General features: G+C 67.5%; 19 protein-coding genes. 15 read left to right on the top strand and 4 right to left on the bottom strand.

Features of this window, described 5'->3' with window-relative positions; all coding sequences use genetic code 11:
• Positions 1-61: 61 nt before the first annotated feature.
• Positions 62-1,885, bottom strand: a complete 1,824-nt coding sequence (locus K6142_RS07400) for a tetratricopeptide repeat protein (RefSeq protein ID WP_223290287.1) — start codon at positions 1,883-1,885, stop codon at positions 62-64.
• Between the two features lie 36 nt (positions 1,886-1,921).
• Positions 1,922-3,184 carry an RNA polymerase sigma factor RpoD/SigA gene (locus K6142_RS07395; protein WP_411722697.1) on the bottom strand — a complete coding sequence of 421 codons (1,263 nt, stop codon included), beginning with the start codon at positions 3,182-3,184 and terminating at the stop codon, positions 1,922-1,924.
• A gap of 385 nt (positions 3,185-3,569) precedes the next feature.
• Here K6142_RS07395 and K6142_RS07390 point away from each other — a divergent pair, with 385 nt between their 5' ends.
• The 14 genes from K6142_RS07390 to K6142_RS07325 all read left to right on the top strand — a co-directional run bounded on the left by K6142_RS07390 (position 3,570) and on the right by K6142_RS07325 (position 22,022).
• Positions 3,570-6,026, top strand: coding sequence for a homocysteine S-methyltransferase family protein (locus K6142_RS07390; RefSeq protein WP_190244383.1), 2,457 nt, complete (start codon positions 3,570-3,572; stop codon positions 6,024-6,026).
• A gap of 217 nt (positions 6,027-6,243) precedes the next feature.
• The gene (locus K6142_RS07385) at positions 6,244-6,729 is read left to right on the top strand and encodes a TlpA family protein disulfide reductase (RefSeq protein ID WP_190244382.1); all 486 of its coding nucleotides are present in this window, start codon (positions 6,244-6,246) and stop codon (positions 6,727-6,729) included.
• Positions 6,730-7,197, top strand: coding sequence for an N-acetyltransferase (locus K6142_RS07380; protein ID WP_012611623.1), 468 nt, complete (start codon positions 6,730-6,732; stop codon positions 7,195-7,197).
• A gap of 168 nt (positions 7,198-7,365) precedes the next feature.
• Positions 7,366-7,905 carry a hypoxanthine phosphoribosyltransferase gene (hpt, locus tag K6142_RS07375; protein WP_012611622.1) on the top strand — a complete coding sequence of 180 codons (540 nt, stop codon included), beginning with the start codon at positions 7,366-7,368 and terminating at the stop codon, positions 7,903-7,905.
• A 69-nt stretch (positions 7,906-7,974) separates the two neighbouring features.
• Entirely contained in the window at positions 7,975-8,943 is a 969-nt protein-coding gene (locus tag K6142_RS07370) for a DUF3426 domain-containing protein (RefSeq protein ID WP_190244381.1), read from the top strand.
• Positions 8,944-8,952: 9 nt separating this feature from the next.
• The gene (gene radA / locus K6142_RS07365) at positions 8,953-10,431 is read left to right on the top strand and encodes a DNA repair protein RadA (RefSeq protein WP_190244380.1); all 1,479 of its coding nucleotides are present in this window, start codon (positions 8,953-8,955) and stop codon (positions 10,429-10,431) included.
• Positions 10,432-10,880: 449 nt separating this feature from the next.
• Entirely contained in the window at positions 10,881-12,986 is a 2,106-nt protein-coding gene (locus K6142_RS07360; protein ID WP_190244379.1) for a methyl-accepting chemotaxis protein, read from the top strand.
• A 372-nt stretch (positions 12,987-13,358) separates the two neighbouring features.
• Entirely contained in the window at positions 13,359-15,185 is a 1,827-nt protein-coding gene (locus K6142_RS07355; protein WP_190244378.1) for a methyl-accepting chemotaxis protein, read from the top strand.
• A gap of 203 nt (positions 15,186-15,388) precedes the next feature.
• Positions 15,389-15,751 carry a response regulator gene (locus tag K6142_RS07350; RefSeq protein ID WP_012611617.1) on the top strand — a complete coding sequence of 121 codons (363 nt, stop codon included), beginning with the start codon at positions 15,389-15,391 and terminating at the stop codon, positions 15,749-15,751.
• A 648-nt stretch (positions 15,752-16,399) separates the two neighbouring features.
• Entirely contained in the window at positions 16,400-18,574 is a 2,175-nt protein-coding gene (locus K6142_RS07345; protein WP_190244377.1) for a chemotaxis protein CheA, read from the top strand.
• Positions 18,571-19,461, top strand: coding sequence for a CheR family methyltransferase (locus K6142_RS07340; RefSeq protein ID WP_190244376.1), 891 nt, complete (start codon positions 18,571-18,573; stop codon positions 19,459-19,461). The genes K6142_RS07345 and K6142_RS07340 overlap by 4 nt, the downstream gene beginning before the upstream one ends.
• Positions 19,458-20,528: a chemotaxis response regulator protein-glutamate methylesterase gene (locus K6142_RS07335; protein WP_190244375.1), complete on the top strand. Its 1,071-nt coding sequence runs from the start codon at positions 19,458-19,460 to the stop codon at positions 20,526-20,528. The genes K6142_RS07340 and K6142_RS07335 overlap by 4 nt, the downstream gene beginning before the upstream one ends.
• A 120-nt stretch (positions 20,529-20,648) precedes the next feature.
• On the top strand, positions 20,649-21,326 hold the full coding sequence (locus K6142_RS07330; RefSeq protein ID WP_190244374.1) for an NAD(P)/FAD-dependent oxidoreductase: 678 nt from the start codon (positions 20,649-20,651) through the stop codon (positions 21,324-21,326).
• Between the two features lie 159 nt (positions 21,327-21,485).
• On the top strand, positions 21,486-22,022 hold the full coding sequence (locus K6142_RS07325; RefSeq protein ID WP_190244373.1) for a GNAT family N-acetyltransferase: 537 nt from the start codon (positions 21,486-21,488) through the stop codon (positions 22,020-22,022).
• Between the two features lie 62 nt (positions 22,023-22,084).
• On the opposite strand, the gene K6142_RS07320 is transcribed toward K6142_RS07325, so the two are convergent.
• The gene (locus K6142_RS07320) at positions 22,085-22,480 is read right to left on the bottom strand and encodes a DUF190 domain-containing protein (RefSeq protein WP_190244372.1); all 396 of its coding nucleotides are present in this window, start codon (positions 22,478-22,480) and stop codon (positions 22,085-22,087) included.
• A gap of 110 nt (positions 22,481-22,590) precedes the next feature.
• Entirely contained in the window at positions 22,591-22,965 is a 375-nt protein-coding gene (gene crcB, locus K6142_RS07315) for a fluoride efflux transporter CrcB (protein WP_190244371.1), read from the bottom strand.
• Between the two features lie 122 nt (positions 22,966-23,087).
• Between crcB and K6142_RS07310 the strand changes: the two genes are divergently transcribed.
• The gene (locus K6142_RS07310) at positions 23,088-23,765 is read left to right on the top strand and encodes a class IV adenylate cyclase (protein WP_190244370.1); all 678 of its coding nucleotides are present in this window, start codon (positions 23,088-23,090) and stop codon (positions 23,763-23,765) included.
• The last annotated feature ends 390 nt before the right edge of the window (positions 23,766-24,155 follow it).

Genomic DNA, 24,155 nt, shown 5'->3' with positions numbered 1-24,155 from the left:
CGATGGCGCACGGCAGTGCCGTGCGCCAGGGATCGGTCGTGAGAAAGACGAAAGAGGTGCATCACAGGTTCTTGAGCTTGGCGGTAACGTCCGCCGCGTTGGCGGGCGACATTTCCAGGGCCTTGCGGTACCCCTTGCGCGCCTCTGCCTTCTTGCCGAGGGCGGCGGCGATGTCGCCGTAGTGTTCCCAGATGGTCGGGTCGCTGGCGCCCAGTTCCACGGCGCGGCTGATGGCCTGCCACGCCTCGTTCAACTCGCCCCGGCGGTAGTGCGTCCAGGCCAGCGAATCGATGATGTAGGTACTGTCGGGCGATTCTTCAAGGGCACGGGTGATAAGTTCCAGCGCGCGGTCCAGGTCGCGCCCCTGTTCCGCCAGGGTGTAGCCCACGTAGTTCAGGGCCTGGGCGTGGCGCGGGTGATCGGCGATGACCTGCTCCATCATGGTGAACGCCTCGGCCTTCTGGCCGCGCTCGTCCAGGATGATGCCGCGCATGAAGGCGATTTCGGCGTCGTCGGGCCAGAACTTGCGCGCCTCGTCCATGACGGCCAGGGCCGCTTCCGGCTTGTCGCTGTTCAGGTACAGCTGGGCCTCCATCTGCCAGAATTCCTTCTGGCCGGGGTAGGTCTTCTGTCCTTCCTTCAGCGTGGCCAGCGCCCCGGTAAGGTCGCCGCTTTCGTACTGCAGCTGGCTTTTCAGGCGCAGGGCGCGGTCGTGGTACTTGTTGGACGGGGTGATTTCCGACAGCCAGTGCAGGGCCCCTGCCGGGTCGCGCTTGCCCTCGAAGGACAGCACGGCCAGGTAGAAGTACACCTCTTCGGGCGCGCCGGGGGTGTCCTTGACCACGGTGAGCAGGGCGTCGGCCTGTTCGTAGAACTTTTCTTCCAGGAACAGGGTGGCCGCCGTGAGCAGAAAGCCGAAGGTTTCCGGCCCCTGTCGGGCCAGTTCGTAGGCCTTGGCCGGGTTGTTCAGCTTCAGGCTGATGGCGATGAGCCGCAGCCACACGTCCTGGTTGCCTTCGTCCAGGGTGATGATCTGCTCGTAGGTGCGCTCGGCTTCCACGTAGTCCTTGCGCAACTCGTAGATGAAGGCCAGTTCGGCCCAGGCTTCCAGAAAGTCGGGCGCGGCCTTGACGGCCTTGCGCAACTGGCCCAGCGCCTCGGAATGGCGGTTCAGCCCCACCAGGGCGCGAGCGTGGTAGTAGCGCAGCACGGGGGTGCGGTTGCGCTCGGCAATGCCGGAGAGCAGCTTGTCGGCCTCGGCGAAGTTGCGGGTCTTCACCAGCAGCAGGGCCAGTTCCTGGCGGGCCTGCTCGTCTTCGCCATGGGCGCCGACGAAGCTGCGCAGGGTGTACAGCGCATCGCCGGTGCGGTTTTCCTCGAGGTAGGTTTCCACCAGCAGCAGGGTGATGTCCAGGTCGTCGGGGTAGCGGGTCACGCCTTCCTGCAACACCTGGCGGGCCAGGGTCGCTTCCTTGCGCGAAAGCAGGAACGAGCCACCGTCGATGAACACCCTGGGCGACGGGTCGAGGGCCACCAACTGCTCGATGGCCGTCAGCGCATCGCGCATGTTGCCGTTGCGCGCCGCCTGCTCAAGGAGCAGATAGTAGTAGGTGGTGGCCGCGTCGGGCGACAGCCGCCATTCCACGGGGGCGACGGGCTGGTCCGGCGCGGGCTGGCGCGTGGCACAGCCGGACACGCCGGAGGCAAGGCAGACCGCCGCCAGCAGCGCGGCAACGCGGGAAAGCGACCCCACGCGCGAACGTCCGGGGGCCGGGCCGGATGTAGGGCCGGATGTCCGGATGGACACGCGGCTGCGCGGCAGCCGGCTGGCCGCCTGTGCGACCGTGGCGCTGCGGCGGGGGAAAAAGCGGAGTATGGATGGCATGGAGGGCTCGTGCAACGGCCTGACCGGGCCGGGCGGCTACTGTGATATCCAGTCCGAGGAGAAGTCGCGGATTTCCTTGAACAGATGGTCGCGCAGCTTTTGCAGCAGGCGCGCTTCTATCTGGCGGACGCGTTCCCGGGTGATGTCGTACTTCTCGCCGATTTCGCGCAGGGTGACCGGCTGTTCCGAAAGCAGGCGGTGCTGGAGGATGTACGCCTCCTTGTCCGACAGCTTCGGCAGGATGGTCTGCACCCTGTCCTGCACCATGCGCGCGATTTCGCTGTTGGCCAGCGTTTCCTCTATGCCGGGGCCCAGGGCGGGCAGGAAGTCCATGCGGGTGGCCCCGCCGGAATCTTCGCCCACGGTGATGTCCAGCGACATGTCGGACGAATCGAGGCGCTGTTCCATCTCGATGACCTGCTCGACGGTCACGTTGAGCTTTTCCGACAGGATGGTGGCGTCAGGATCGTACCCCTGCGCGATGAGCCGCTGGCGTTCCTTGTTGAGATTGTAGAACAGCTTGCGCTGGGCCTGCGTGGTGCCGATCTTGACCATCCTCCAGTTGTCCATGATGAACTTGAGGATGTAGGCCTTGATCCAGAAGGCGGCGTAGTACGAGAACTTGATGCCCTTTTCCGGGTCGAACTTGTTGACCGCGCGCATCAGGCCCACGTTGCCTTCCTGAATCAGATCCAGCACATTCTGCATCCAGCGCCGCTGGAAGTCCATGGCGATCTTGACCACCAGGCGCAGGTGCGAGGTGACCAGCCGGAAGGCGGCATCGCTGTCGCCCTGTTCCTGCACGCGCCGGGCAAGGTCGAATTCCTCGTCCGGCTTCAGCAGCGGAAACCGGCTGATTTCACGCAGGTACAGGTGCAGCGAGTCGCGCGTGGAGGCGCCGGGCATGGCCGGGCGCAGTACGGGCAGGGAACGGTGGCGGCCTGCGCTCTCGTCAGATGCGCCCGCCCCGTCATGTGCGTCATGCCGGGCATGCGACGAATCGTCGTCGCCGTGCAGCAGGTCGACGTCGATGGCGTCGTCACCGGGACCGTCGAAGTCGATGTCCAGTTCGTCGTCGGAACTTTCATCGTCGTCCGCTTCGTCGGGGGCTTCGTCGGACAGGGGGGCAGAGGCCGGGGCTCCCTCGTCGCCGTCGCCAGCGGGAGAGGCTGCGGCGCGGCGGCCCCGTGCGGACTTGCCGGAAGAGGATTTGCCGGAGCCCGCCTTGGCGCGGGCCCTGGTGGCAACTTCCGGCTGCTGATCCAGAAGCACCTCGGCCTCAAGCACGACTTCCGGCATGACGGGCGCTTCGGAAGATTCAGGGGCAGAGGAGAGGGCGCCGGTCACCCCTGCGTGTCCGACGGATTGTGCGGATTGTGCTGATTGGGCGGCCTTGGCACCGCGCGTGCGCGCGGCGCGGCGCGGCGTTTTCACTGTATCGGTCATGGTATCCGGTCAAGGCGCGGAGCAGGCCGCGCCGGTTCGTGCGTCGTGTAGCGGGGTCCCACCATGCGTGACAGGGCCGTACAGGCCGGGATGGTATGATTTTTGTTTGTCCTTTACAAGGCTTTCCGGTACACAGGCCTTCCCATGCGGCGGTACGCGCCGGTCGGACATGTTTTCGGAACACTCGCGGTGCACGGATTCTTCATCGCCTGCGAGCCAAGTTTCAGGAGTACAGGCTGTGCCAGATTTTCGTCAAGCGCTTCGGTCAGGTCGTCGGCTGGTCTTCGATGGCGGCATGGGTACCATGCTCCAGTCACGAGGGTTGCCGCCCGGCGTAAGCCCGGAACTGTTCTGCCTGGCCCGGCCCGACGTGCTGGTGGGCATTCATGCCGACTACCTGCGGGCCGGGGCCGACGTGCTGACCACCAACACCTTTGGCGGCTGCATCCATAAATTAGGCACGGGCCCCGGCGCTCCCGACGTGGTGGAGTTCAACCGGGCCATGGCCCGCGCCGCGCGCGAGGCCGTGCTTGCCAGTGGTCGCGAGGCCTTCGTGGCGGGCAGCGTGGGGCCGTCCGGCCACTTCATGCGCCCGCTGGGCGATCTGGACCCCGCCGAACTGGTGGCCGCCTTCCGCGCCCAGATACGGGGGCTGGTGCAGGGCGGGGTGGACCTGATCCTGGCCGAGACCCAGTTCGACTTGGCGGAGGCACGGGCCATAGTGCTGGCCGTGCGCGCAGAGTGCGACCTGCCCGTGGGCGTTTCCATGACCTTCGAGAACGGCGTCAGCCTTACCGGCACGCGGCCCGAAGTGTTCGTGCAGTCCATGCTCAACATGGGCGTGGACCTTGTGGGCACCAATTGCAGCGCCGGGCCGGAGCAGATGGCAGAGGTGGCGGATGAACTGCTGGCCATCTCCGAGGTGCCCGTGCTGGTGGAACCCAACGCCGGCCTGCCGGAACTGGTGGACGGCAAGACCGTGTTCCGCCTGGGGCCGGACGACTTCGCCCGGCACACCGCGCGCTTTGCCGCGTCCGGCGTGCGCATGCTGGGCGGCTGCTGCGGCACCACGCCCGACCACATCGCCGCCCTGCGCGGCGCACTGGACAACCTTTCCGGCGGCCTTGTTCCCGATCCGGCCCGGCGCGACGGCATCGTCCTGACCACCCGCGCCCAGGCCGTGCACATCGGGGCGGGCAGCCCCATCCGCATCATCGGCGAACGCATCAACCCCACCGGCAAGAAGCTGCTGACGGCGGAATTGCAGGCGGGCGAATTCGCCCAGGCCCTGCGCTTTGCCGACGAACAGGTGGAGGCGGGCGCGCCGCTGCTGGACGTGAACGTGGGCGCGCCCATGGTGGACGAGGCGGCGCTGCTGCCCGCACTGGTGGAACGCCTGGTGGCCCGCCATTCGCTGCCGCTGTCGCTGGATTCGTCCAATGCCGACGCCATTGCCGCGGCCCTGCCGTTCCATCCCGGCTCGCCGCTGGTCAACTCCATCAGTGGCGAACCGGGCCGCATGGAGCACCTGGGGCCGCTGTGCCGCGACCACGGCGCACCGTTCATCCTGCTGCCGCTCAAGGGGCGCAAGCTGCCGGTGACGGCGGCGGAACGCATCGCCATCATAGAGGAACTGCTGCAACAGGCCGACAGCCTGCGCATTCCGCGCCGCCTGGTCATGGTGGACGTGCTGGCCCTGGCCGTGTCGTCCAAGGCAGAGGCCGCGCGCCACTGTCTGGATACCATCCGCTGGTGCGCGGCGCAGGGGCTGCCCACCACCATCGGGCTGTCCAACATCTCGTTCGGCCTGCCCGCGCGCGAACTGCTGAACTCCACCTTTCTGGCCATGGCGGCGGGCGCGGGGCTTTCCTCGTGCATCGCCCACCCCGGCAACGCGCGCATCCGCGAGGCGGTGGCCGCCTCCAGCGTGCTGCTGGGGCTGGACGCCAACGCCGAGTCGTTCATCGAAGGCTATTCCGGCTGGACGCCGGGCGGTGACGCCACGGGAACGGTTGCCGGTGGGGCATCTGGCGGCACCGGTGGTGGGGCGGGCGGCGTGAAGGCCAAGGCCGCCACCTTAGAAGAGGCCGTCATCCGGGGCGACCGCGACGGCGCGCTGGCCCTGGTGGAACGCGCCCTGTCCGAAGGGGCCGACCCGTTCTCGCTGGTGCAGGAAAAGCTGATTCCCGGCATCACCGAGGTGGGCCGCCGCTACGAGCGGCGCGAATACTTCCTGCCGCAGCTCATCCGCTCGGCAGAGACCATGCAGCACGCCTTCCGCAAACTTCAACCGTTGCTTGAAGCCCAGCGGGGGCACGAAACGCGCCCGGTGATCATCATGGCCACGGTGGAGGGCGACATCCACGACATCGGCAAGAATATCGTCACCCTGATGCTGGGCAACCACGGCTTCGACGTGGTGGACCTGGGCAAGGACGTGAAGGCCGCCGACATCGTGGAGGCCGCGGAACGCCACGGCGCGCGGGTGATCGGGCTTTCGGCCCTGATGACCACCACCATGGTGCGCATGGAAGACACCGTGCGCCTGGTGCGCGAGCGCGGCCTGTCCGTCAAGGTCATGGTGGGCGGGGCTGTGGTTACGCCCGCCTACGCCGAGGCCATCGGCGCGGACGGCTATTCCGCCGACGCCGTGGAGGCCGTGCGGGTGGCCAAGGAACTGCTGACGGTGCAGTAGCCCCGTTTGGCAACCGCCCTTGCATGTGGCGGGTTCGTCGTTCCGGCGCCCGCCTTCCCCCTTGCCTTGCGCATGGCCGCCCCGTCCGTGCCGGTTGCCCCGGCGCGCGTTCGGCGGTAAGAATGCGCTCCGCCCCCGTGGCGGACCCTGGAACAGCCGTGGGCAACCGCCCGTGGCATTCCGGGCGCAGTGGCTTTATCCCATCGGAGGCTTGTACATGAAACGCCTGACATCGCTCATGCTTCTTCCCCTGCTGCTCGTCGCCCTGCTCGTCGCCGTGTCCGGCGTGGCTGTGGCCGCTCCGGCGGTTGAAGAGATGGGCTCCGGCGAATTGCTGCGCCGCGTCACCGCCGCCAGGGGCAAGGTGGTCATCGTCAATTTCTTTGCCTCGTGGTGCCCGCCGTGCCTGGAGGAAATTCCCGGCCTGATCAACGTGCGCGCCCGCTACTCCGAAGACAAGGTGGCCCTGTACGGCATCTCGCTGGACGAGAATCCCAGGCAGCTCGCGGCCTTCATGTCCCGCACCCCGTTCAACTATCCGGTGTGGAAGGGCAAGGAGGAGTTGCAGCGGTTCTTCAACGTGTCCTCCATTCCGCAACTGCTGGTCTACGACCGGCAGGGCAAGCTGGTGGCCAACCACGTGGGCCTTGTCGAGGCCGATGAACTGGGCAAGTTCGTGGATACCCTGCTGGGGGGCAACTAGATGGGCCAGCCGTACATCCGCAAGGCCCGTGTGCAGGACGTCAAGCCCATCCACGCCCTGCTCATGCATACCTCCGGCCAGGGGCTGCTGCTGCCGCGTTCACTGAACCAGCTGTACAGCCACCTGCGCGACTTTCTGGTCATCGACCCCGACGACGGCGGCCCGCTGGTGGGTTGCTGCGCCCTGTCCATCGCCTGGGACGACATCGCCGAGGTGCGTTCGCTGGTGGTGGCCGACGACCTGCGCGGCAAGGGCTGGGGGCGCAAGCTGGTGGATGCCTGCCTGAGCGATGCCGTGACCCTGGGCATCTTCCGGGTGTTCGCGCTGACCTACCAGGTGGAGTTCTTTTTGCGGATGGGATTCCGGGTGGTGGAAAAGGACGTGTTGCCCCAGAAGATCTGGGCGGACTGCATCCACTGCCCCAAGTTTCCCGATTGCGACGAAACGGCGGTGCTGCTGGAAATGTAGCGGGCGGGGCGCGCCGCGGCCCGCTGCCGCACGTGCCGTGACTGACGCCGTTTGCCGCCGCTTGCGGTGGCGTGAGCCAGGACATGACAACCCCACGGGCCGGGCATGCCGCGCAACGCGCGGTGTACCCGGCACCCTGCGATACACGGGCCCGGAGGCCGGACGACAATGAAGATCAAGGACCTGAAGGTGGTGTACGACGCGCAGGCCATTGCCACGCGCGTGGCCGAGATGGGGCAGGAGATCAATCGCCTGTACGCGGGCGAGGAACTGGTGGTGGTCTGTGTGCTGAAGGGCGCGTTCATGTTCTTTGCCGACCTGGTGCGGCATCTGGACATGCGCCCGGAACTCGATTTCGTGCGCGTGGCCAGCTACGGTTCGTCCACCTCCACCTGCGGCACCGTCAGTTTCACCAAGGACGTGGAAGTGCCCTTGCAGGGTAAGCACGTGCTGCTGGTGGAAGACATCGTGGATACCGGCCACACCGTGGACTTCCTGTTCCGGCAGCTTGCGGCGCGCGGTGCCAAGAGCCTGCGACTGGCCGCGCTGGTGGACAAGCAGGAGCGGCGCGCCGTGCCCGTGCGCGTGGATTTCGCGGGGTTTGCGTTGCCCGGTGGCTTCATTGTAGGGTATGGCCTCGACTATGCCGAACGGTATCGCGAACTTCCCGGTATCTACGAAGCCGTCATCGAACCCGAGGGTGCGTAGGGTGGGCCACGCCGCCAGCCTGTCGTCGCGCCCCGGCCATTCGCCGAGATCCCCTGTCCGAGGTGCCCGATGATCGTCATTTGCCCCAGCTGCTCGACCAAGTACAACCTGCCCGACGATCGCGCCCGCCCCGGTGCGAAGCTGAAATGCACGCTGTGCAAGTCCGTCTTCCCCATCGAATCGGCCACGCCGCCTTCCGCTGGCGCGCCCGACTTCGACGCCGTCATGGGTGGGCTCGGGATGGGCGGGCTAGGGATGGGCGGTGCGGATGACGCCGCCCCCGGCAAGCCCGGAGCCGTGTCGCCCAACGGCACGGAACTGGACCACGGCCCCTTCGCCGTTGCCTCCGACCCGGAGGCGGACCTTGCCGCCGCCGTGCGCGCCAAGGTGCAGGCCGATGCCCGCAAGCGCGGCCCCGATGACGGGCCGGATGTCAGCGACATCATCGGCTCCATGAAGGGCTACAACCTGGACGACGCCCCGCCCGCCGTGCCGCCCAAGAAGTACGGCTGGCCGGTCATCGCCGGGTTCGTGGCCGTGCTGCTGTCCGTTGCCGTGGGCGTCACCCTGCGCTTCACGGGCATCTGGCCCGGCGAGAAGGCGGCGGAAACGCCCCCGCCGGTGGTCAACGGCACTGAGCAGATCAAGAACATCGCCTTGCGCAACTACCGCCAGTACTACGTGAACAACGAGAAGGTGGGCCAGGTCGCGGTGATCGAGGGCAAGGTGGTGAACAACTTTTCCTCGCCGCGCGAACTGATCAAGATCGAGGCCTCGCTGTACGACGCGGCAGGCGCCGCCGTGGTCACCAAACAGCAACTGTGCGGCGTCACCGTGTCGCTGTTCCAGTTGCAGGTGCTGGGCGAGCAGGAGCTGGAAACGGCCCTCAACAACAAGATCGAAATCCTCACCAACAACACCAACGTGCCCCCCGGCGGCGAAGTGCCGTTCATGGTGGTGTTCTACAACCCGCCCGCCTCCGTGGCCGAATTCGGCGTCAAGGTGGTAGAGGCGCGCACCCCGCCCGACAGCAAGTAGCGTGCGCCCGTGAAGCTGCGCGAAACCTACGTCTGCACCGCCTGCGGGGCGCGCGCGCCGCAATGGCGCGGCCAGTGCCCCGCCTGCAAGGAATGGAACACCCTTGAACTGACCGTGGCCCCGCGCGCGGGCAAGGCCGGGGCGCGCCCCGGCGCCTCGTCCGTTGGCGCGCAGGGCAGGGCGCAACCGCTCAAGGACGTGGTCGACCACGGTGCCGAACCCTTCGGCAGCGGGCTGGACGCGCTGGACCGCGTGCTGGGCAAGGGCCTTGTGCCGGGCGCGGCCATCCTTGTGGGGGGCGAGCCGGGCATCGGCAAGTCCACGCTGCTGTTGCAGGTGGCCGGGGCCGTGGCCGCCGCAGGGCGCGGCGTGCTGTACCTTTCGGGCGAGGAATCGCTGCCCCAGTTGAAGGCCCGCGCCGCCCGCCTCGGCGTGCTGCACGACGAGCTGATGGCCGTGGCCACCACCCGGCTGGACGACGTGCTGCCCCACCTTGAAGGCCCCGAAGCCCCCGCGCTGCTCATCGTCGATTCCGTGCAGACCGTCAGTTCCGACAGGGCAGAAGGTTTGCCCGGCAACGTCAGCCAGGTGCGCGCCGTGTCCACGGAAATCGTGGAAGCCTGCAAGCGCAGCGGCACCACCGTGCTGCTGGTGGGCCACGTGACCAAGGACGGCGCGCTGGCCGGGCCGCGCCTGCTGGAACACCTGGTGGACACGGTCATCTCCATCGAAGGCGACCGGCGGCAGATGTTCCGCCTGCTGCGGGTGCTCAAGAACCGCTTTGGTCCCAACCAGGAACTGCTGGTCTTCCGCATGGTGGAGCAGGGCATGGAAGTGGTGGAAGACCCTTCCACCTTCTTCCTGGGCGCGCGCGATCCGGCCCTGTCGGGCACCGCGCTGGTCATGGCCGTGGACGGGCAGCGCCCGCTGGCGGTGGAAGTGCAGGCCCTGGTCACCCGCAGCTACCTGGCCATACCCCGTCGCACCGGGCTGGGGTTCGACGTCAACCGCCTGCACCTGCTGCTGGCGGTGCTGGAAAAGCGCCTGCGCCTCAACTTCGGGCAGGTGGACATCTACGCCAAGATCGGCGGCGGCATGAAGTTGCAGGATCCCGGCATGGATCTGGGGCTGGTGGCCGCCGTGCTGTCGTCGTTCTACGACCTGCCCCTGCCCGAGCGGGCGGTGTTCTGGGGCGAGGTCGATCTCAATGGCCAGGTCCGCCCGGTGGCGGCCCATACCATCCGCCGCGACCAGGCCCGCAGGCTTGGCTACACCCCCATTCTCCACCCCGCCGACGATGCCGCGCGCGGCGTGCCCACCGTGGCCGCCTTGCAGGATGCCTTGTTCCGGCGTGCCCGGCGTCCCTCGTACGCCGATCCGGCGGGTAACGGCCCCCGCGCACAGGGGGGCGGCACCCCCTCCGCCTTCGGCGGCCCCGCCGACACAGCGGATTCCGGCTCCGACTATGGCGGCGACGACGACGTCTGACCCCGGCGGGGTGCCCTTGCCCTGCCTTGCCGCCGCAAGCCCGCTTGCCGTGTCTGTCCCTCCTGCTTCCCTTCGCCGCGCTCCCGCGCACCTGCGCCACTCTTTGTCGTGGCGTGTCCGTTATGGTGCGCCTTCGCTTTTCCCCCTGTCTTTTCACATTTCCTGCCGATAGGCAGAGGGTGCCCGTGCACCGAGCAAATGCGCCGCGCCAAGGCCCGACGGTGCGGCTTTGGTCTGGTGCGACCTGTCTCTCCCTGTTGTCCTGCCATGGCAAGCGGATCCGCCCCCGGTGCCGGCAGGCGTGCCTGGCCCTGCCCAGGCTGGGAACAGACTTGGGGCATCCTTGTGCCGTCGCATGATAATCTGGCAATCCCGCTTGCTTGCGCGGCGCAACACGGTACATTCGGCGCTACTGTCCGGCACAACACCACCGCCCTCCGGAGGCTGCCATGGAAAACCCGCGCCCGCCATTTTCCTTCGTCCTGGCCGTACTTGGCACCGCACTGACCCTTCTTGCCGCAGGTCTTGCGCTGCCGGGCGGCATCATGTGGGCCGTCATCGCCCTGTGTTGCGGCCTTGCGCTCACCGCGGTGGCCGTGGCGTACGATCTGCGGGCCAGCGCAGTCTTGCTGGAACAACTGCGGGCCGACCTGGCCGCTCAGGGGCCGGTGCGAGTGCGTGACGACCAGCGCGCCCGGGGCGCGGTTCCTCATCCGGCACTGGAGGTCGCCGCCCGGCTGGAGGCGGATGCCACCCAACTGCACAAGGCCTTCGAACTCATGACCGCCCCGGTGCTGCTGCTGGATGCCTCGGGCCGCATCGCAAGGGCCAGCAAGGGCGTGGTCACGCTGGCAGGCCTGCCAGAGGGGCGGATGGTGGGGCGCAGCCCGGCAGAGGCCCTTGCGGGCAGTGGGGGCGGCAGCGGCGCCACCAGGGCCGCGCTGGATTTCATGCCCGTGCCGCCCACGACCTCCATGCATCGCGACGTGGAACTGGCCACCACGTCCGGAGTGAGCCTGTCGTTGCAGGCGCATTCCGAATCCCTTGTTGATGGCGCGGGCACCTTGACCGGCGCGGTGGTGGCCCTGTTCGACCATAGCGACGCCCGCCGCGAATGTTCGGCCCTGGAACTGCGCCAGCAGGAACTGCTGGCCACGGGTGCCGACATCAGCGGGCTGGCCCAGCGGGTGGCGTCCGCCTCCGAAGAGCTTTCCGCCTCGGCCGACGAGCAGGCGCGGGGCGCGGGGCGCCAGAAGGAGCAAGCCTCGTCGGTGGCCACGGCCATGGAGCAGATGCGCCATACCGTGCAGGAGGTCGCCCGCAACGCATCTGCCACGTCCGATGCCGCGCGGGGCGCCCGTGACGATGCCACGGCGGGCGCGGCGCTGGTGCAGCATGCCGTGGAGGGCATCAACGCCGTGGCCGAGTCCGCCGAACGGCTGGCCGCGGAACTGGACCAGCTGGACGGGCAGGCTGGCGAGATAGGCCGCATCATCGGGGTCATCAACGACATAGCCGACCAGACCAACCTGCTGGCGCTCAACGCCGCCATCGAGGCGGCGCGCGCCGGTGACGCCGGGCGCGGATTCGCCGTGGTGGCCGACGAGGTGCGCAAGCTGGCCGAAAAGACCATGTCCGCCACCAAGGAAGTGGAACAGGCCGTGCGCACCATCCAGCAGCGCTCGCACGACGCCATGCAGTCCATGCAGGTCACGGGCGGGCAGGTGACGGAAAGCACGCGCCTTTCCAACGAGGCGGGGCAGGCCATCAGCCGCATTACCGTGCGCATACAGGACATGGTGGAGCGGGTGGCCCAGATCGCCACGGCGGCGGAACAGCAGTCCGCCTCGGCAGAAGAGGTCACCGGCGCGGTGGAGGCCATCGCCAGCGTGGCCGGTGAATCGGAAACGGGCGCGGTGCAGGCCTCGGCGGCCACGCGTGACCTGGCCGGACTTTCGCAGGAACTGCTGACGCTGGCCGTGCGCTTCAGCGAGGCCAAGGTGGACGCCACCAAGCTGTGGAAGTCGCAGGGGCAGATGCGCGGGGTGCTGCCCAAGCTGATGCAGGAATTCGCCGTGGGCAACTACGGGCGCGATGTGGTGGCCAAGATGCTGGAGGCCATGGGCAACCCCGTGTTCCTGGCCACCGCCAACTATCCGGATCAGGTGCTGAAGCAGATGGCCCACGAGCTTTCGCGCATCACGGGCGATTCGTCCAGGGACGTGTTCCGCAAGCTGGGCCGTTACACCATGGACGGCTTCTACCGGATGTATCGCCGCTACTTCAAGACCAATGACCTGAAGGAATTGTACCTGGGCATGGATGCACTGCACAAGCAGCTCACCAAGGACTATCCGGGCATCAATCCTCCCGCATTCACCTATGAAGACAGGGGTGACACTCTCGTGATGACCTATCGTTCCTCCCGTGCGCTGTTCGAATACTTCGAGGGAATCGTCCTTGGCGCGGCCGACTTCATGAAGCGGAAGGTGGACGTCAGGCTGACCCCGCAGGGCGAGCATGTGGCACGGGCGGAAATCCGCTTTCTGGACTGACCGTGCAATGCCACTGGCGGAAACGGGGCGCTTTCTTGCGGGATCACCCCCATTTTATACTTTAAACACGATGGGGGGTGCGATACCATGCGTTTACTGGCGCCCTTGCCCGTGTGCACGGCGAAACCCCTGGCGGCACGCTGGCGCCGGGTTGGCCGGATACTGTCGTCAGAAGGGGATGGCCGGGCCGGGCGCCACAAGGCCGTACGGTCGGGCGGGCGGGGGACTGTGGCATGGCCCGGATGCTTCGGGCCGGGCACCATGGGCAAGACACACTGAGACACTCTGGGCAAGATACTCTGGCGCGGCTGGCATGATGCCGCTACAGTCTGGGCATCGCGGGGATGCAGAACCACTGGAGACGGGACGCAGATGCAGGAATACACGGCGCTGGCGCGCGAAGTGCGGGAGCGGCTTGGACGTGTGGGCAGCGGGCTGGCCCTGCTGGTGCAGCGGCGTGAAGACGATTTTCTTGCCCTTGGCGCGGAATTGCAGGACGTGGCCATGCGGGTGCAGGACATCGCCGCGGACAGCCAGCAGCTGAACCACATCGCCTCGGGCGACACCGTGCGCCATATTCTGGAAGAGCTGGTGGTGGAACTGGACGCCATGCAGACCCTCTGCCACGTGGACGATGACGCCAGGGACCTCGCCATGCTGGCCCGCGCCCGCGAACTAGTGCACGAACTTTCCAAATCCATACGCGACTATGCCCGCGTGGTGCGCACCTTGCAAATGCTGGGCATTTCCACGCGCATCGAAAGCGCCCGCCTGGGGGCCGACGGGCGCGGCTTCAGCACCCTTGCCGACGACGTGGAAAAGCTGGGCTACAAGATCGTCGAATATTCCGACCGCATCATGCAGCAGGCCAAGACGCTGGACAACCTGGCCGAAAAGGCGGAGGCCAGCACCCGCGAGATGCACGAGATGCAGCGCGAATGCGCCTATTCGGTGTTCGGCTCCATCCGCGACAACATGGATACCCTGCACGAAGTGGCCGAGGGCAGCCGCAAGGCCTCGGAAGACGTGCGCGGACATACGGCGGACATTTCCGCTTCCATGGGACGCATCATAGGTTCGCTGCAATTCCACGACATCGTGCGTCAGCAGGTGGAACACGTGGAGGAGGCCCTGACCGACGCGCGTGCGAGCCTGGAAGGCGCCTTCGGCAATGCTTCCGCCAGTTCCCCCAACACTCCGGAAGCCCCCGCAGCCGACGAGGCCGTGGCAGTGGAACTGGCCGTGGCCGCAGACATCTGCGCCCTGCAGCAGGCCCAGCTGGAAAACGCCAGGGTCAGTTTTTCCGATGCCGTTTCCACCTTGCGGCGCGAACTGACGGCCATTGCCGCCAGCGTGCGCGGCGTGGGGCAGCGCACCGGGGGCTTTTCCGACGCGACGTGCCTGGGCGAAGACTGCGGCGGCACTGCCGTGCTCGACCACATGGAGCGCAGCGTGACGGAAATCGCCACGCGCATGCTGTCCCTGGCGGAGCAGGGCGAGCGCATGGGGCACGTCATGGTCGAGGTGGCCGAAATGGTTGCGCAGATGAGCGCTTTCCTTGAAGATATCGAAGACGTTGGCGACGAGATCGAGCTCATCGCGCTCAACGCCAGCATCCGGGCCGCCCATACCGGCGAAAAGGGCAAGGCCCTGGGGGTGCTGGCCTCGTCCATCCAGCGGCTGTCGCAGGACGCGGGCGAAAGCACCACGGCCTTGGCCACCCTGCTGCGCGAGGTGGACGGCGTGGCCGGGCAGCTCAAGACCTACGCCACGGCCTATCTCGATTCCTCGCGGGTGTCCGAGATTTCCGGCGAACTGGAAGGGCTTACCCACGGCCTGCGCGAGGTGAACGGCGAGGCCGCCCGCCTGTTCGCCAGGGTTGGCCAGGCCTGCGCGGAACTGGCCAACCGGGTGGACCACGCCGTCAAGGGGCTGGATTTTGACGCCCAGGTGGTGGCCGGGCTTTCCGGTGCCGCCGACGAGGTGGGCGAGATGGCGGCAGCGCTGCGGGAACGGGTGCCCGCCTCGGCGCGGGCTGCGGCGTCGCGCCGTCTGGCCGCCATGCGCGACCGCTATACCATGGAGCAGGAACGGGTGCTGCACGGTCGCGTGCTGGGCGGCGGCCATGCTGCGCAGGACGTTGCCGCGCCCGCTGACGGAAGCGGCGACGGCTACGGCGACAACGTGGAACTTTTCTGAATATGCGGCGTCGCGGCCCCTCCGTCATGCCAGCCGGGTGCCCCATCGGGCCATTGCCGCCACTGCGCCGATGTGCCCAGGGTGCCCGAGGTGCCCAGGGTGCATTGACACGACCGACAGGCCCCAACCGGCCAGTGCATGTCGCCGTCGGCCAGGCCCGGTGCTGAACCGCCAACTCCGAACATTCGAGCACGAGGGATATCATGAGCAAGCTCATCATGACGGTGGACGATTCTGCGAGCATCCGGCAGATGGTAGGCTTCACCCTGCGCAACGCTGGGTATGAAGTCATCGAGGCCAAGGACGGCAAGGATGCGGTGAGCAAGCTTTCCGGCCCCATCAAGATGGTGATCACCGACCTGAACATGCCCAACATGGACGGCATAGAACTGATCCGGCAGATTCGCGCCAACCCGGCGTACAAGTTCATTCCCGTCGTCATGCTGACCACGGAATCGCAGGCCACGCGCAAGCAGGAAGGCAAGGCCGCCGGGGCCACGGGGTGGATCGTCAAGCCGTTCCAGCCGGAGCAGCTGCTGGCCGTGGTCAAGAAGGTGCTCGGCTAGGACCGGCGCCTCGCATCGGCGGAGCACCGGGGCAACGGCACGGCAGACGGAACGACGGGTCCGGGGACGACCAGCCCGTCTCGCTGGCCGGCATGGGGACGGGCTTTCCTGCCCGGACCATGACCGGACCTTGCCTGCCCCTGCCCTGATGGGGCATGTCAGCCGCTCGCGCGGTTCGTGCAGTTTGCTCCGTTCGTGCCGTTCGCCCGGTCTTCGCGGTCGTCCTGTCGGACCGCCCTGGCCCGGTTCAGCCCGGATACTCTCGGTTCAGCCGGGATCCTCTCGGTTCAGCCGGGGGCGGTCCAGTCCGGGCCAGCCTGAACTGGTCCAGACCCGTCCGGCCCGGTTCGCACCGGCTCGAACCGGTTCAGACCTGTGCAGGCGGACTCGGACGGCTCCGGGCACTCGGGGAACCCCGTGGCCCCTGCCGAACTCCACGAATCCGGCCGAACTTCGCGAACCCTGCCGAAGTCCGCGAACCCGGCCGTACCTTGCGGGGTTTGCCGAAGCGTGCCAAAGCCTGCCAAAGCGTGCCAAAGTCTGATGGACACGGGCGGGCGAGTGCCCGGAGCAGGTGGCCCCGGAACCGGCGGATCGATTGAATCAGTGAGCCCGGCGTGGTCAGGCGGGCGGACAAGGAAGTGCCACATGCAATCGCAGGAAGACGCAAACAGGGCAGCCTTCATCGAAGAAGCGCAGGACCTGCTGGCAGAGCTGGAAACGGCCCTGCTGGAACTGGAGGCGCAGCCCGATGACCGCGACCTGGTGGCGCGAGTGTTCCGGGCCATGCACACCATCAAGGGCTCCGGGGCCATGTTCGGTTTCGACGACATCGCCCACTTCACCCATGACGTGGAAACGGTGTTCGACCGGGTGCGCAACGGCGAGGTGCCCGTCACCCGCCAGTTGCTGGACCTGACCCTGGCCTCGCGCGACCACATCGCCCAACTGTTGAACTGCGCCGTTACCGGCGATGCCCCGGACCTGGCGCACGCCGCCGCCATCACCGCCTCTTTGCGGGCGCTGGTGCCCGTGGCCGCCCCCCCGGCCGATGCCCCGGCAGACGGCACTGCCGACGGGGAATGCCCGGCAGAGACGGAAGCGCCGTGCCCCCCCTGTGCCCGCACCTGGCGGGTGCGCTTTCGCCCCGTGCCTTCGATTCTTTTCAGCGGCACCAACCCCTTGGCCCTGCTGGACGAACTGCGCGACATGGGCGGCGCGCAGGTGTTTCCGCACTTCAGCGAGGTGCCCGGCCTGGACGAGTTGCAGCCCGAGCTGTGCCACGTGTGGTGGGACGTGCTGCTTTCCAGCGAATCGAACGAGGCCGCCATCCGCGACGTGTTCCTGTTCGTGGAGGACGACGCGGACGTCGACATCCGCCTGGTGGACGATGCGCGCATCGTGGACGACGCCGCCTACAAGCGGCTGGGCGAAATCCTGATCGAGCGCGGCGACGTCAGCTCCGACGATCTGCATCGTGTGCTGGACGAGCAGCGCCCCCTGGGCAGGCTGCTGACCGACGCGGGCGTGGTGCCCCCGGAAAGGGTGGATGCCGCGCTGGCCGAACAGCAGGCCGTGCGCACCATCCGCCAGTCGCGCGACAAGGAATCGACCGCGCGCGACGATTCAGGGGCCAGCATCCGGGTTGCCGCATCCAAGCTGGATTTTCTGGTGGATCTGGTGGGCGAACTGGTCATCGTGCAGGCCCAGCTTTCCCAGGCGGCGCATCTGCGCAGCGATCCCGGCTTGCTGGGGCTGGTGGAAGAACTGGAACGGCTGAGCGACGAACTGCGCGACACCACCCTCGGCATCCGCATGCTGCCCATCGGCACCACGTTCAGCAAGTTCCGCCGCCTGGTGCGCGACCTTTCGGCGGAACTGGGCAAGGACGTGGAACTGGTGACCCTGGGCGGCGAGACGGAACTGGACAAGACCGTCATAGAGCGCCTGGGCGACCCGCTGGTGCACTGCCTGCGCAACAGCCTGGACCACGGCGTGGAGTCGCCCGACGTGCGCGCCGCCGCAGGCAAGCCGCGCACCGGCACGGTAACCCTTTCGGCGGCCCATGCCGGGGGCGAGGTGCTGATCACCATCGCCGACGACGGCGCGGGCATCGACCCCGCCCGGGTGCTGGAAATCGCCCGCAGGCGCGGCGTCATTGCCCCGGATGTGGAACTGCCCGCGCGCGAGGCCATCGAGCTCATCTTCGCCCCCGGATTTTCCACGGCGGAAAAGGTCACCAGCGTTTCGGGCCGGGGCGTGGGCATGGACGTGGTGAAGCGCTCCATCGAGGCGTTGCGTGGCCGCATAGAACTGGACAGCGCGGTGGGCAGGGGCACCACCCTGACTATCCGCCTGCCGCTGACCCTGGCCATCATCGACGGCCTGCAGGTGCTGGTGGGTGGCGAATCGTACGTCATCCCGCTGAACCACGTGGAGGAATGCGCGGAACACTCCACCCCCAGTTCCGCCGATGGCAGGCAGCGCATCATCAACCTGCGCGGAGAGATCGTGCCCTACATCCGCCTGCGCGAGCTGTTCGCCTCTTCCGGTCCCGCTCCGGCCATCGAGCAGGTGGTGGTGGTCGATGCGCAGGGCAGCCGGTTCGGCCTAGTGGTCGACTGCGTGGTGGGCGAACACCAGACGGTCATCAAGAGCCTGGGCCGCATCTACAAGGACGTGCCCGGCATTTCCGGCGCCACCATCAAGGGTGACGGCAGCATGGCCCTGATCCTGGACGTGCCGGGACTGGTGCAGCTTGCGGTGGACCAGCCCCCGCGCGGGCAGCGTGTGCCCGCGGCGTCGCACGGGGGGGGCGCATGAGTCCCAACCGCAGTGACAGCCCGGCATTATTGCCAGTGGGCTGTGCCCGCCCCGGCCCCATGTCGCAGAAGCTGTTCGACCGCATGAGCCGCTTCGTCTACGAACAGGTGGGCATCAAGCTGCCCGGCTCCAAACGGGTGATGCTGGAGGCGCGCCTGCAAAAGCGGCTGCGCGTGCTGGGCATGGCCAGCTACGACCAGTACGTGGACTACCTGTTCACGGAAAAGGGCTTTGACGAGGAGTTGCGCAACTTCATCGACGTGGTGACCACCAACACCACGGAATTCTTCCGCGAACCGCGTCATTTCGACTACCTGACCTCCACGCTGCTGCCCGGCTGGACGAGCGAGGCGGTGCGCCTGCGCGCCCAGCGCCCCCTGCGGGTATGGAGCGCGGGTTGTTCCATCGGCATGGAGCCCTACACCCTGGCCATGGTGCTGCGCGACTATCAGGAACGCACAGCAGGTTTCAGCTTTTCCATCCTGGCCACGGACATTTCGTCGCGGGCGCTGCAACAGGCGGTCCGCGCCGTGTATGAAGAAGAGCGGGTGCACAACGTGCCGGACCAGTTCCGCAAGCGCTACCTGCTGCGCAGCCGCGACCGTTCGCGCCGCCTGGTGCGCATCGGGCCGGAACTGCGCTCCGCCGTGCACTTCGAACGGCTGAACTTCATGGATCCCTTCAGCTTTTCAGAGCCCATGGACATCATTTTCTGCCGCAACGTGATCATCTATTTCGACAAGCCCACGCAGGAAGGGCTGTTCAGCCGGTTCTGCCAGTGCCTGCGCCCCGGCGGGCACCTGTTCATCGGCCACTCCGAAAGTCTTACCGGCATGGCGCTGCCCCTTGAACAGGTGGCTCCCACCGTCTACCGGAGAACGCGATGACCCCCCGCCGCATCAAGGTACTGGTGGTGGACGATTCGGCCCTGGTCCGCCAGACCCTGGCCGACATCGTCGCCAGCGACGAGGAACTGGAACTCATAGGCACCGCGTCCGACCCCTTCGTGGCGGCCAAGCGCATGGAGACGGTGGCCCCGGACGTGATCCTGCTGGACGTGGAGATGCCGCGCATGGACGGCATCACCTTCCTGCGCAAGATCATGACCCAGCACCCCATTCCGGTGGTGATCTGCTCGTCGGTGACCGAGCAGGGGGCCGAGGCCACCTTCAAGGCCATGGAATACGGCGCGGTGGAGGTCATCCAGAAGCCGCGCATGGGCACCAAGCGCTTTCTGGAGGAATCCAGCATCCGCATTTGCGACGCGCTGAAGGCCGCCGCCCGCGCCCGGCTGCGCAAGCTCAGCCCGCTGGCCGCCGGGGTGCCGCCCAAGCTTTCCGCCGATGCGGTGCTGCCCGCGGCCACCCCGCTGACCACCACGGTGCAGCAGACCGAAAAGATGGTGGTCATCGGCGCTTCCACCGGCGGCACGGAGGCCCTGCGCGTGGTGCTGGAGGCGCTGCCCGCCGATTGCCCGCCCATCGCCATCGTGCAGCACATGCCGGAACACTTCACCGCAGCCTTCGCCAACCGGCTCAACGCCATCTGCCGGGTAACCGTGAAGGAGGCGCAGGACAACGACGCCATGCGGCGCGGCCAGGTGCTCATAGCGCCCGGCAACATGCACATGCTGCTCAAGCGCAACGGCTCGCGCTACTATGTCGAGGTGCGCGAAGGCCCCCTGGTGCGCAGGCACCGGCCCTCGGTGGACGTGCTGTTCCGTTCCGCGGCACGGTACGCCGGGCGCAACGCCGTGGCCGCCATCATGACCGGCATGGGCGACGACGGCGCGGCGGGCATGAAGGAACTGTTCGACGTTGGCGCGCACACCATTGCCCAGGACGAAGCCAGCTGCGTGGTCTTCGGCATGCCGCAGGAGGCCATCAAGCTGGGCGGCGTGCGCAAGGTGGTTTCGCTGGAAGAAATCGCCCCGGCCATCATCCGGGCCTGCTGAACCCTGTGGTGCGTCAACGCCGACACCCGTGACACATGTGGCGATCGCCACGGGGCATTGCCCCGGGTGATCGCCATGTTCTCCTCAACGACAACGCATACGGACCAAGGAGCATCAGACATGACTGATACCGGCACGCCGGAACCGAGAGGCGCCATTCTCCAGCGCGACAAGCAGACCTACGCCATCGTGCCCCGCACCCCCTGCGGCATGCTGTCGCCCGACGTCCTGGACGCCATTTCCCGCGTGGCGCGCAAGTACGCCATCCCCATCATCAAGATCACCTCCGGCCAGCGCCTTGCCCTGGTGGGCATGACGGCGGAGCAGGTGGAACCCATCTGGGAAGACCTGCGCATGGACGTGGGCCGCGCCGTGGAACTGTGCGTGCACTACGTGCAGGCCTGCCCCGGCACGGCGGTCTGCAAGCTCGGGCTTCAGGATTCGCTGGGGCTCGGCATCGAGATCGAACAGACGCTGGCGGAACAGCCCTTCCCGGCCAAGGTCAAGTTCGGCGTGTCCGGCTGCCCCATGTGTTGCGGCGAAAGCTACCTGCGCGACGTGGGCCTGGTGGGCACCAAGCGCGGCTGGACGGTGATCGTGGGCGGCAATTCCGGCGGGCACCCGCGCATTGGCGACGTGCTGGCCGAAGACCTGACCCGCGAGGCGGCGCTTGATCTGGTGCAGCGTTTCATGGCCATGTACCGCGAAAATTCCGGCAAGCGCCTGCGGGTGTCCAAGTACGTGGACAAGACCGGCATCGAGGCCATTCGCGCCGCGCTGCTGCCCGCCGCCGGGTAGTAGCGGCGATCCGGCTTTACGCAATCATCTGGCCGGGCGGGGGATTTCCTCCGCCCGGTTTGCGTTGGATAAGGTTGGCTGACCGGACGTTCGCCGTGCGGTCAGCCACACGGTCAGCCACACGGTCAGCCAAATGGACCAGCCCTGCGGGAGACAGCGATGTTGATACGTGATGCGGAATCAGGCGACATTGAGGGCATCGTGACCATCTACAACGACGCGGTGTGCAACACCACGGCCATCTGGAACGAATCGGCCACGGACGCGGCGGGGCGCGCCGCGTGGCTGGCGGACAGAAGGGCGGCGGGGTACCCTGTGCTCGTGGCCGTGGAGGCAGGCCTGAACGGAGGCCCCATGGTGCTTGGCTACGCCACGTTCGGCGACTGGCGGGCCTGGGATGGGTATCGGCACACCGTGGAACATTCGGTGTACGTGCACAAGGACACCCGTGGGCGCGGCATTGGCGCGGCCTTGCTGCACGCCCTGATCGGACGCGCGCGGGACATGGGAAAGCATGTGATGGTCGCGGGCGTGGAGGCGGGGAACGAGGCATCCATGGCCCTGCACCGAAAAATGGGCTTCACCGAGGTGGGGGTGCTGCGCGAGGTGGGCTGCAAGTTTGGCCGCTGGCTTGATCTCGCCTTTTTGCAGCTGACGCTGGACGCGCGCGAAACACCACCGGCACGCCCGCGATAGAGGGGCGGACCGGAACCCGGGTGTCGTTGCGCGGGGGGCAGGGAAGGGGGAGGTCGGCAGGGCTAGACGCCCTGCGCGTCACTGTCGCGTTGCGCGTGGGCATCCTGCGGCGCTTCCTTGCCGGGGCCGTGGCGGTACAGCAGCACGCGCACCGGATCCACGGTGACCAGCCCTTCGGCCAGCAGCGCCTCGACGCGGGGCAGGAATGCCTCTATCTTGGGCGCGTCGTCGATGATTTCGATCACGATGGGCAGGTCTTCGGACAGGCGCAGCACCCGCGCGGTGTGCACGACGCTGTTGGCGCCAAAGCCCGCAAGGCCCCGGAACACCGTGCCGCCCGCCAACCCTTCGCGCCGGGCCCATTCCAGGATGACGTCGTGCAGGGCGCGGCCCTTGTGGGTGTCTCGCTCGCCGGTGTAGATGCGCAGACGCAGGGCGTCGCCGGATATGATGCGCATGGCGTGCTCCTTCCGGTCGCGGATGCGATGCCGGTTTCCGTGCATGGGTGACAGGGGCGGCCCGTTGGCCTGCACCAGCCGCTGGTGTCCTGAACCTGTCGTCCGGTGTCCTAAACCAGTCGTCCGGTGCCGAGGCCCAGCCACAGCAGGGCAAGGCCCAGCAGCAACTGGCCGCCCGCGTACAGGGCAAAGGCCAGCCACTGCCCGGTCTCCATGAGTCCCAGGCTTTCGAAGGTGAAGGTGGAAAAGGTGGTGAACGCGCCCATGAAGCCGGTCAGCAGCACCACGCGCACGTCGGGGTGCAGGGATATGCGGTTTTCGCACACCCCCCAGACAAAGCCGAAGGCCAGGCAGCCGAGCACGTTGACGATGAACGTTCCGAGCGGAAACGAACCGGGCGCGGCGCGCTGCACCAGCCCGGCAAGGCCGTAGCGGGCCAGACTGCCCAGGGCGCCCGCAAGGCCCAGCAAGACGATCTTCTGCACGAAAAGGCCCTCTTTCGCGCCGCGCGGGGCGGCGCCTGGCCGTGCCTCGTCTCCTTCTTCCACGGGCTGTCATGACGGCAGCGGGAATGCGGGACGGCGGGGACGCGGTCCATGGAGTTCACATGGCACTGGAAATAGAAATCAAGTTCCCCGAAGCGGACCTTGCCGCGCTTCGCAGCGCTTTGCAAGCGCTGGGGGCCGCGGATGGCGCGCCGTACCTTGAATGCAACCGGGTGTACGACACCCCGGGACGCGATTTGCGCGCGGCGAACACGCTGCTACGGCTGCGCACCAAGACCGGCCCGAACCTGCGCGCCGCCGTGCTGACCATGAAAAGGCCGCCCCGCGCGGAGGACACCGGGGGTGCGGGGGGTGCCGGGTCCGCTCCCATTCCTGATGACGTGAAGGTGTGGGACGAAGTGCAGACCGTGGTGGCCGACGCGGACGCCATGCACCAGGTGCTGACGGGCCTGGGCTACGGCGTGGCCTTCGGCTACGACAAGGTGCGCGAGGTGTGGCACCTGGACGGGGTGCATGTCTGCCTCGACACCGTGCCCTTCGGTCCCGTGGTGGAACTGGAGGGCGATCGCGAGGCCATTCTGGCCGTGGCCGACCGGCTTGGCCTTGACAGGGCTCGCGCATCCACCGCAACGTATCACGACCTGAACCGCCAGTGGCGCGCAGCGCGCGGGCTGCCCCCGTCGGAGGATTTCACCTTTGACGCGGCTGGGCTGGCCGACGCGCGCCGGGCGGTCTTCGGCAACGGCGACGGCGGGGCAGGCCCTTCCGGCCCGGAGTGAACCGGACGTATCCGGAGCGACCTGAGTGACCGGGCGAGAGCGGGCGAGAACCGGCGTGAGCAGGCCCGCCCGCAAATGGTCACGAATCCTTCGACACGGCGACCTTGCCGCAGCCGACCGCAAGCCCCTCGACAGCGGGCGGCGCGATGTTAGTATAAAGGCGTGACCCGCGCCCGGCGCACACCCGGTCCCCGCGCCTCCGGAGGCATTGTCCTTGATGGCGTTGCCCCGACGGCGTTGCCTTCGACGGCATTACCCGGATGACGAGGGCGGATGCCGGGCCGCCGTCAGCGGTTACCGCCCGGAAACAGCGAAACGAGCACACATGAGCACCCATTCCCGCACCCATCGTTTCCCGGCCGTTCCGGCGTGCATGGCCGGTCCTGCAAA

It is taken from the genome of Nitratidesulfovibrio sp. SRB-5, assembly GCF_019931275.1.
Taxonomy (GTDB): Bacteria; Desulfobacterota; Desulfovibrionia; order Desulfovibrionales; family Desulfovibrionaceae; genus Cupidesulfovibrio.
The sequence above is the reverse complement of the archived record's forward strand: the minus strand, read 5'-3'. Positions and strand labels throughout refer to the sequence as shown.

Coding starts and splice junctions, on each gene's coding strand:
- K6142_RS07340 (WP_190244376.1), top strand. CDS start 18,571: ATGAGTCCCAACCGCAGTGACAGCCCGGCATTATTGCCAGTGGGCTGT.
- K6142_RS07345 (WP_190244377.1), top strand. CDS start 16,400: ATGCAATCGCAGGAAGACGCAAACAGGGCAGCCTTCATCGAAGAAGCG.
- K6142_RS07400 (WP_223290287.1), bottom strand. CDS start 1,885: ATGCCATCCATACTCCGCTTTTTCCCCCGCCGCAGCGCCACGGTCGCA.
- K6142_RS07330 (WP_190244374.1), top strand. CDS start 20,649: ATGACTGATACCGGCACGCCGGAACCGAGAGGCGCCATTCTCCAGCGC.
- K6142_RS07395 (WP_411722697.1), bottom strand. CDS start 3,184: ATGCCGGAAGTCGTGCTTGAGGCCGAGGTGCTTCTGGATCAGCAGCCG.
- K6142_RS07320 (WP_190244372.1), bottom strand. CDS start 22,480: ATGCGCATCATATCCGGCGACGCCCTGCGTCTGCGCATCTACACCGGC.
- K6142_RS07335 (WP_190244375.1), top strand. CDS start 19,458: ATGACCCCCCGCCGCATCAAGGTACTGGTGGTGGACGATTCGGCCCTG.
- K6142_RS07380 (WP_012611623.1), top strand. CDS start 6,730: ATGGGCCAGCCGTACATCCGCAAGGCCCGTGTGCAGGACGTCAAGCCC.
- K6142_RS07370 (WP_190244381.1), top strand. CDS start 7,975: ATGATCGTCATTTGCCCCAGCTGCTCGACCAAGTACAACCTGCCCGAC.
- hpt (WP_012611622.1), top strand. CDS start 7,366: ATGAAGATCAAGGACCTGAAGGTGGTGTACGACGCGCAGGCCATTGCC.
- K6142_RS07385 (WP_190244382.1), top strand. CDS start 6,244: ATGAAACGCCTGACATCGCTCATGCTTCTTCCCCTGCTGCTCGTCGCC.
- K6142_RS07325 (WP_190244373.1), top strand. CDS start 21,486: ATGTTGATACGTGATGCGGAATCAGGCGACATTGAGGGCATCGTGACC.
- K6142_RS07310 (WP_190244370.1), top strand. CDS start 23,088: ATGGCACTGGAAATAGAAATCAAGTTCCCCGAAGCGGACCTTGCCGCG.
- K6142_RS07350 (WP_012611617.1), top strand. CDS start 15,389: ATGAGCAAGCTCATCATGACGGTGGACGATTCTGCGAGCATCCGGCAG.
- K6142_RS07360 (WP_190244379.1), top strand. CDS start 10,881: ATGGAAAACCCGCGCCCGCCATTTTCCTTCGTCCTGGCCGTACTTGGC.
- K6142_RS07355 (WP_190244378.1), top strand. CDS start 13,359: ATGCAGGAATACACGGCGCTGGCGCGCGAAGTGCGGGAGCGGCTTGGA.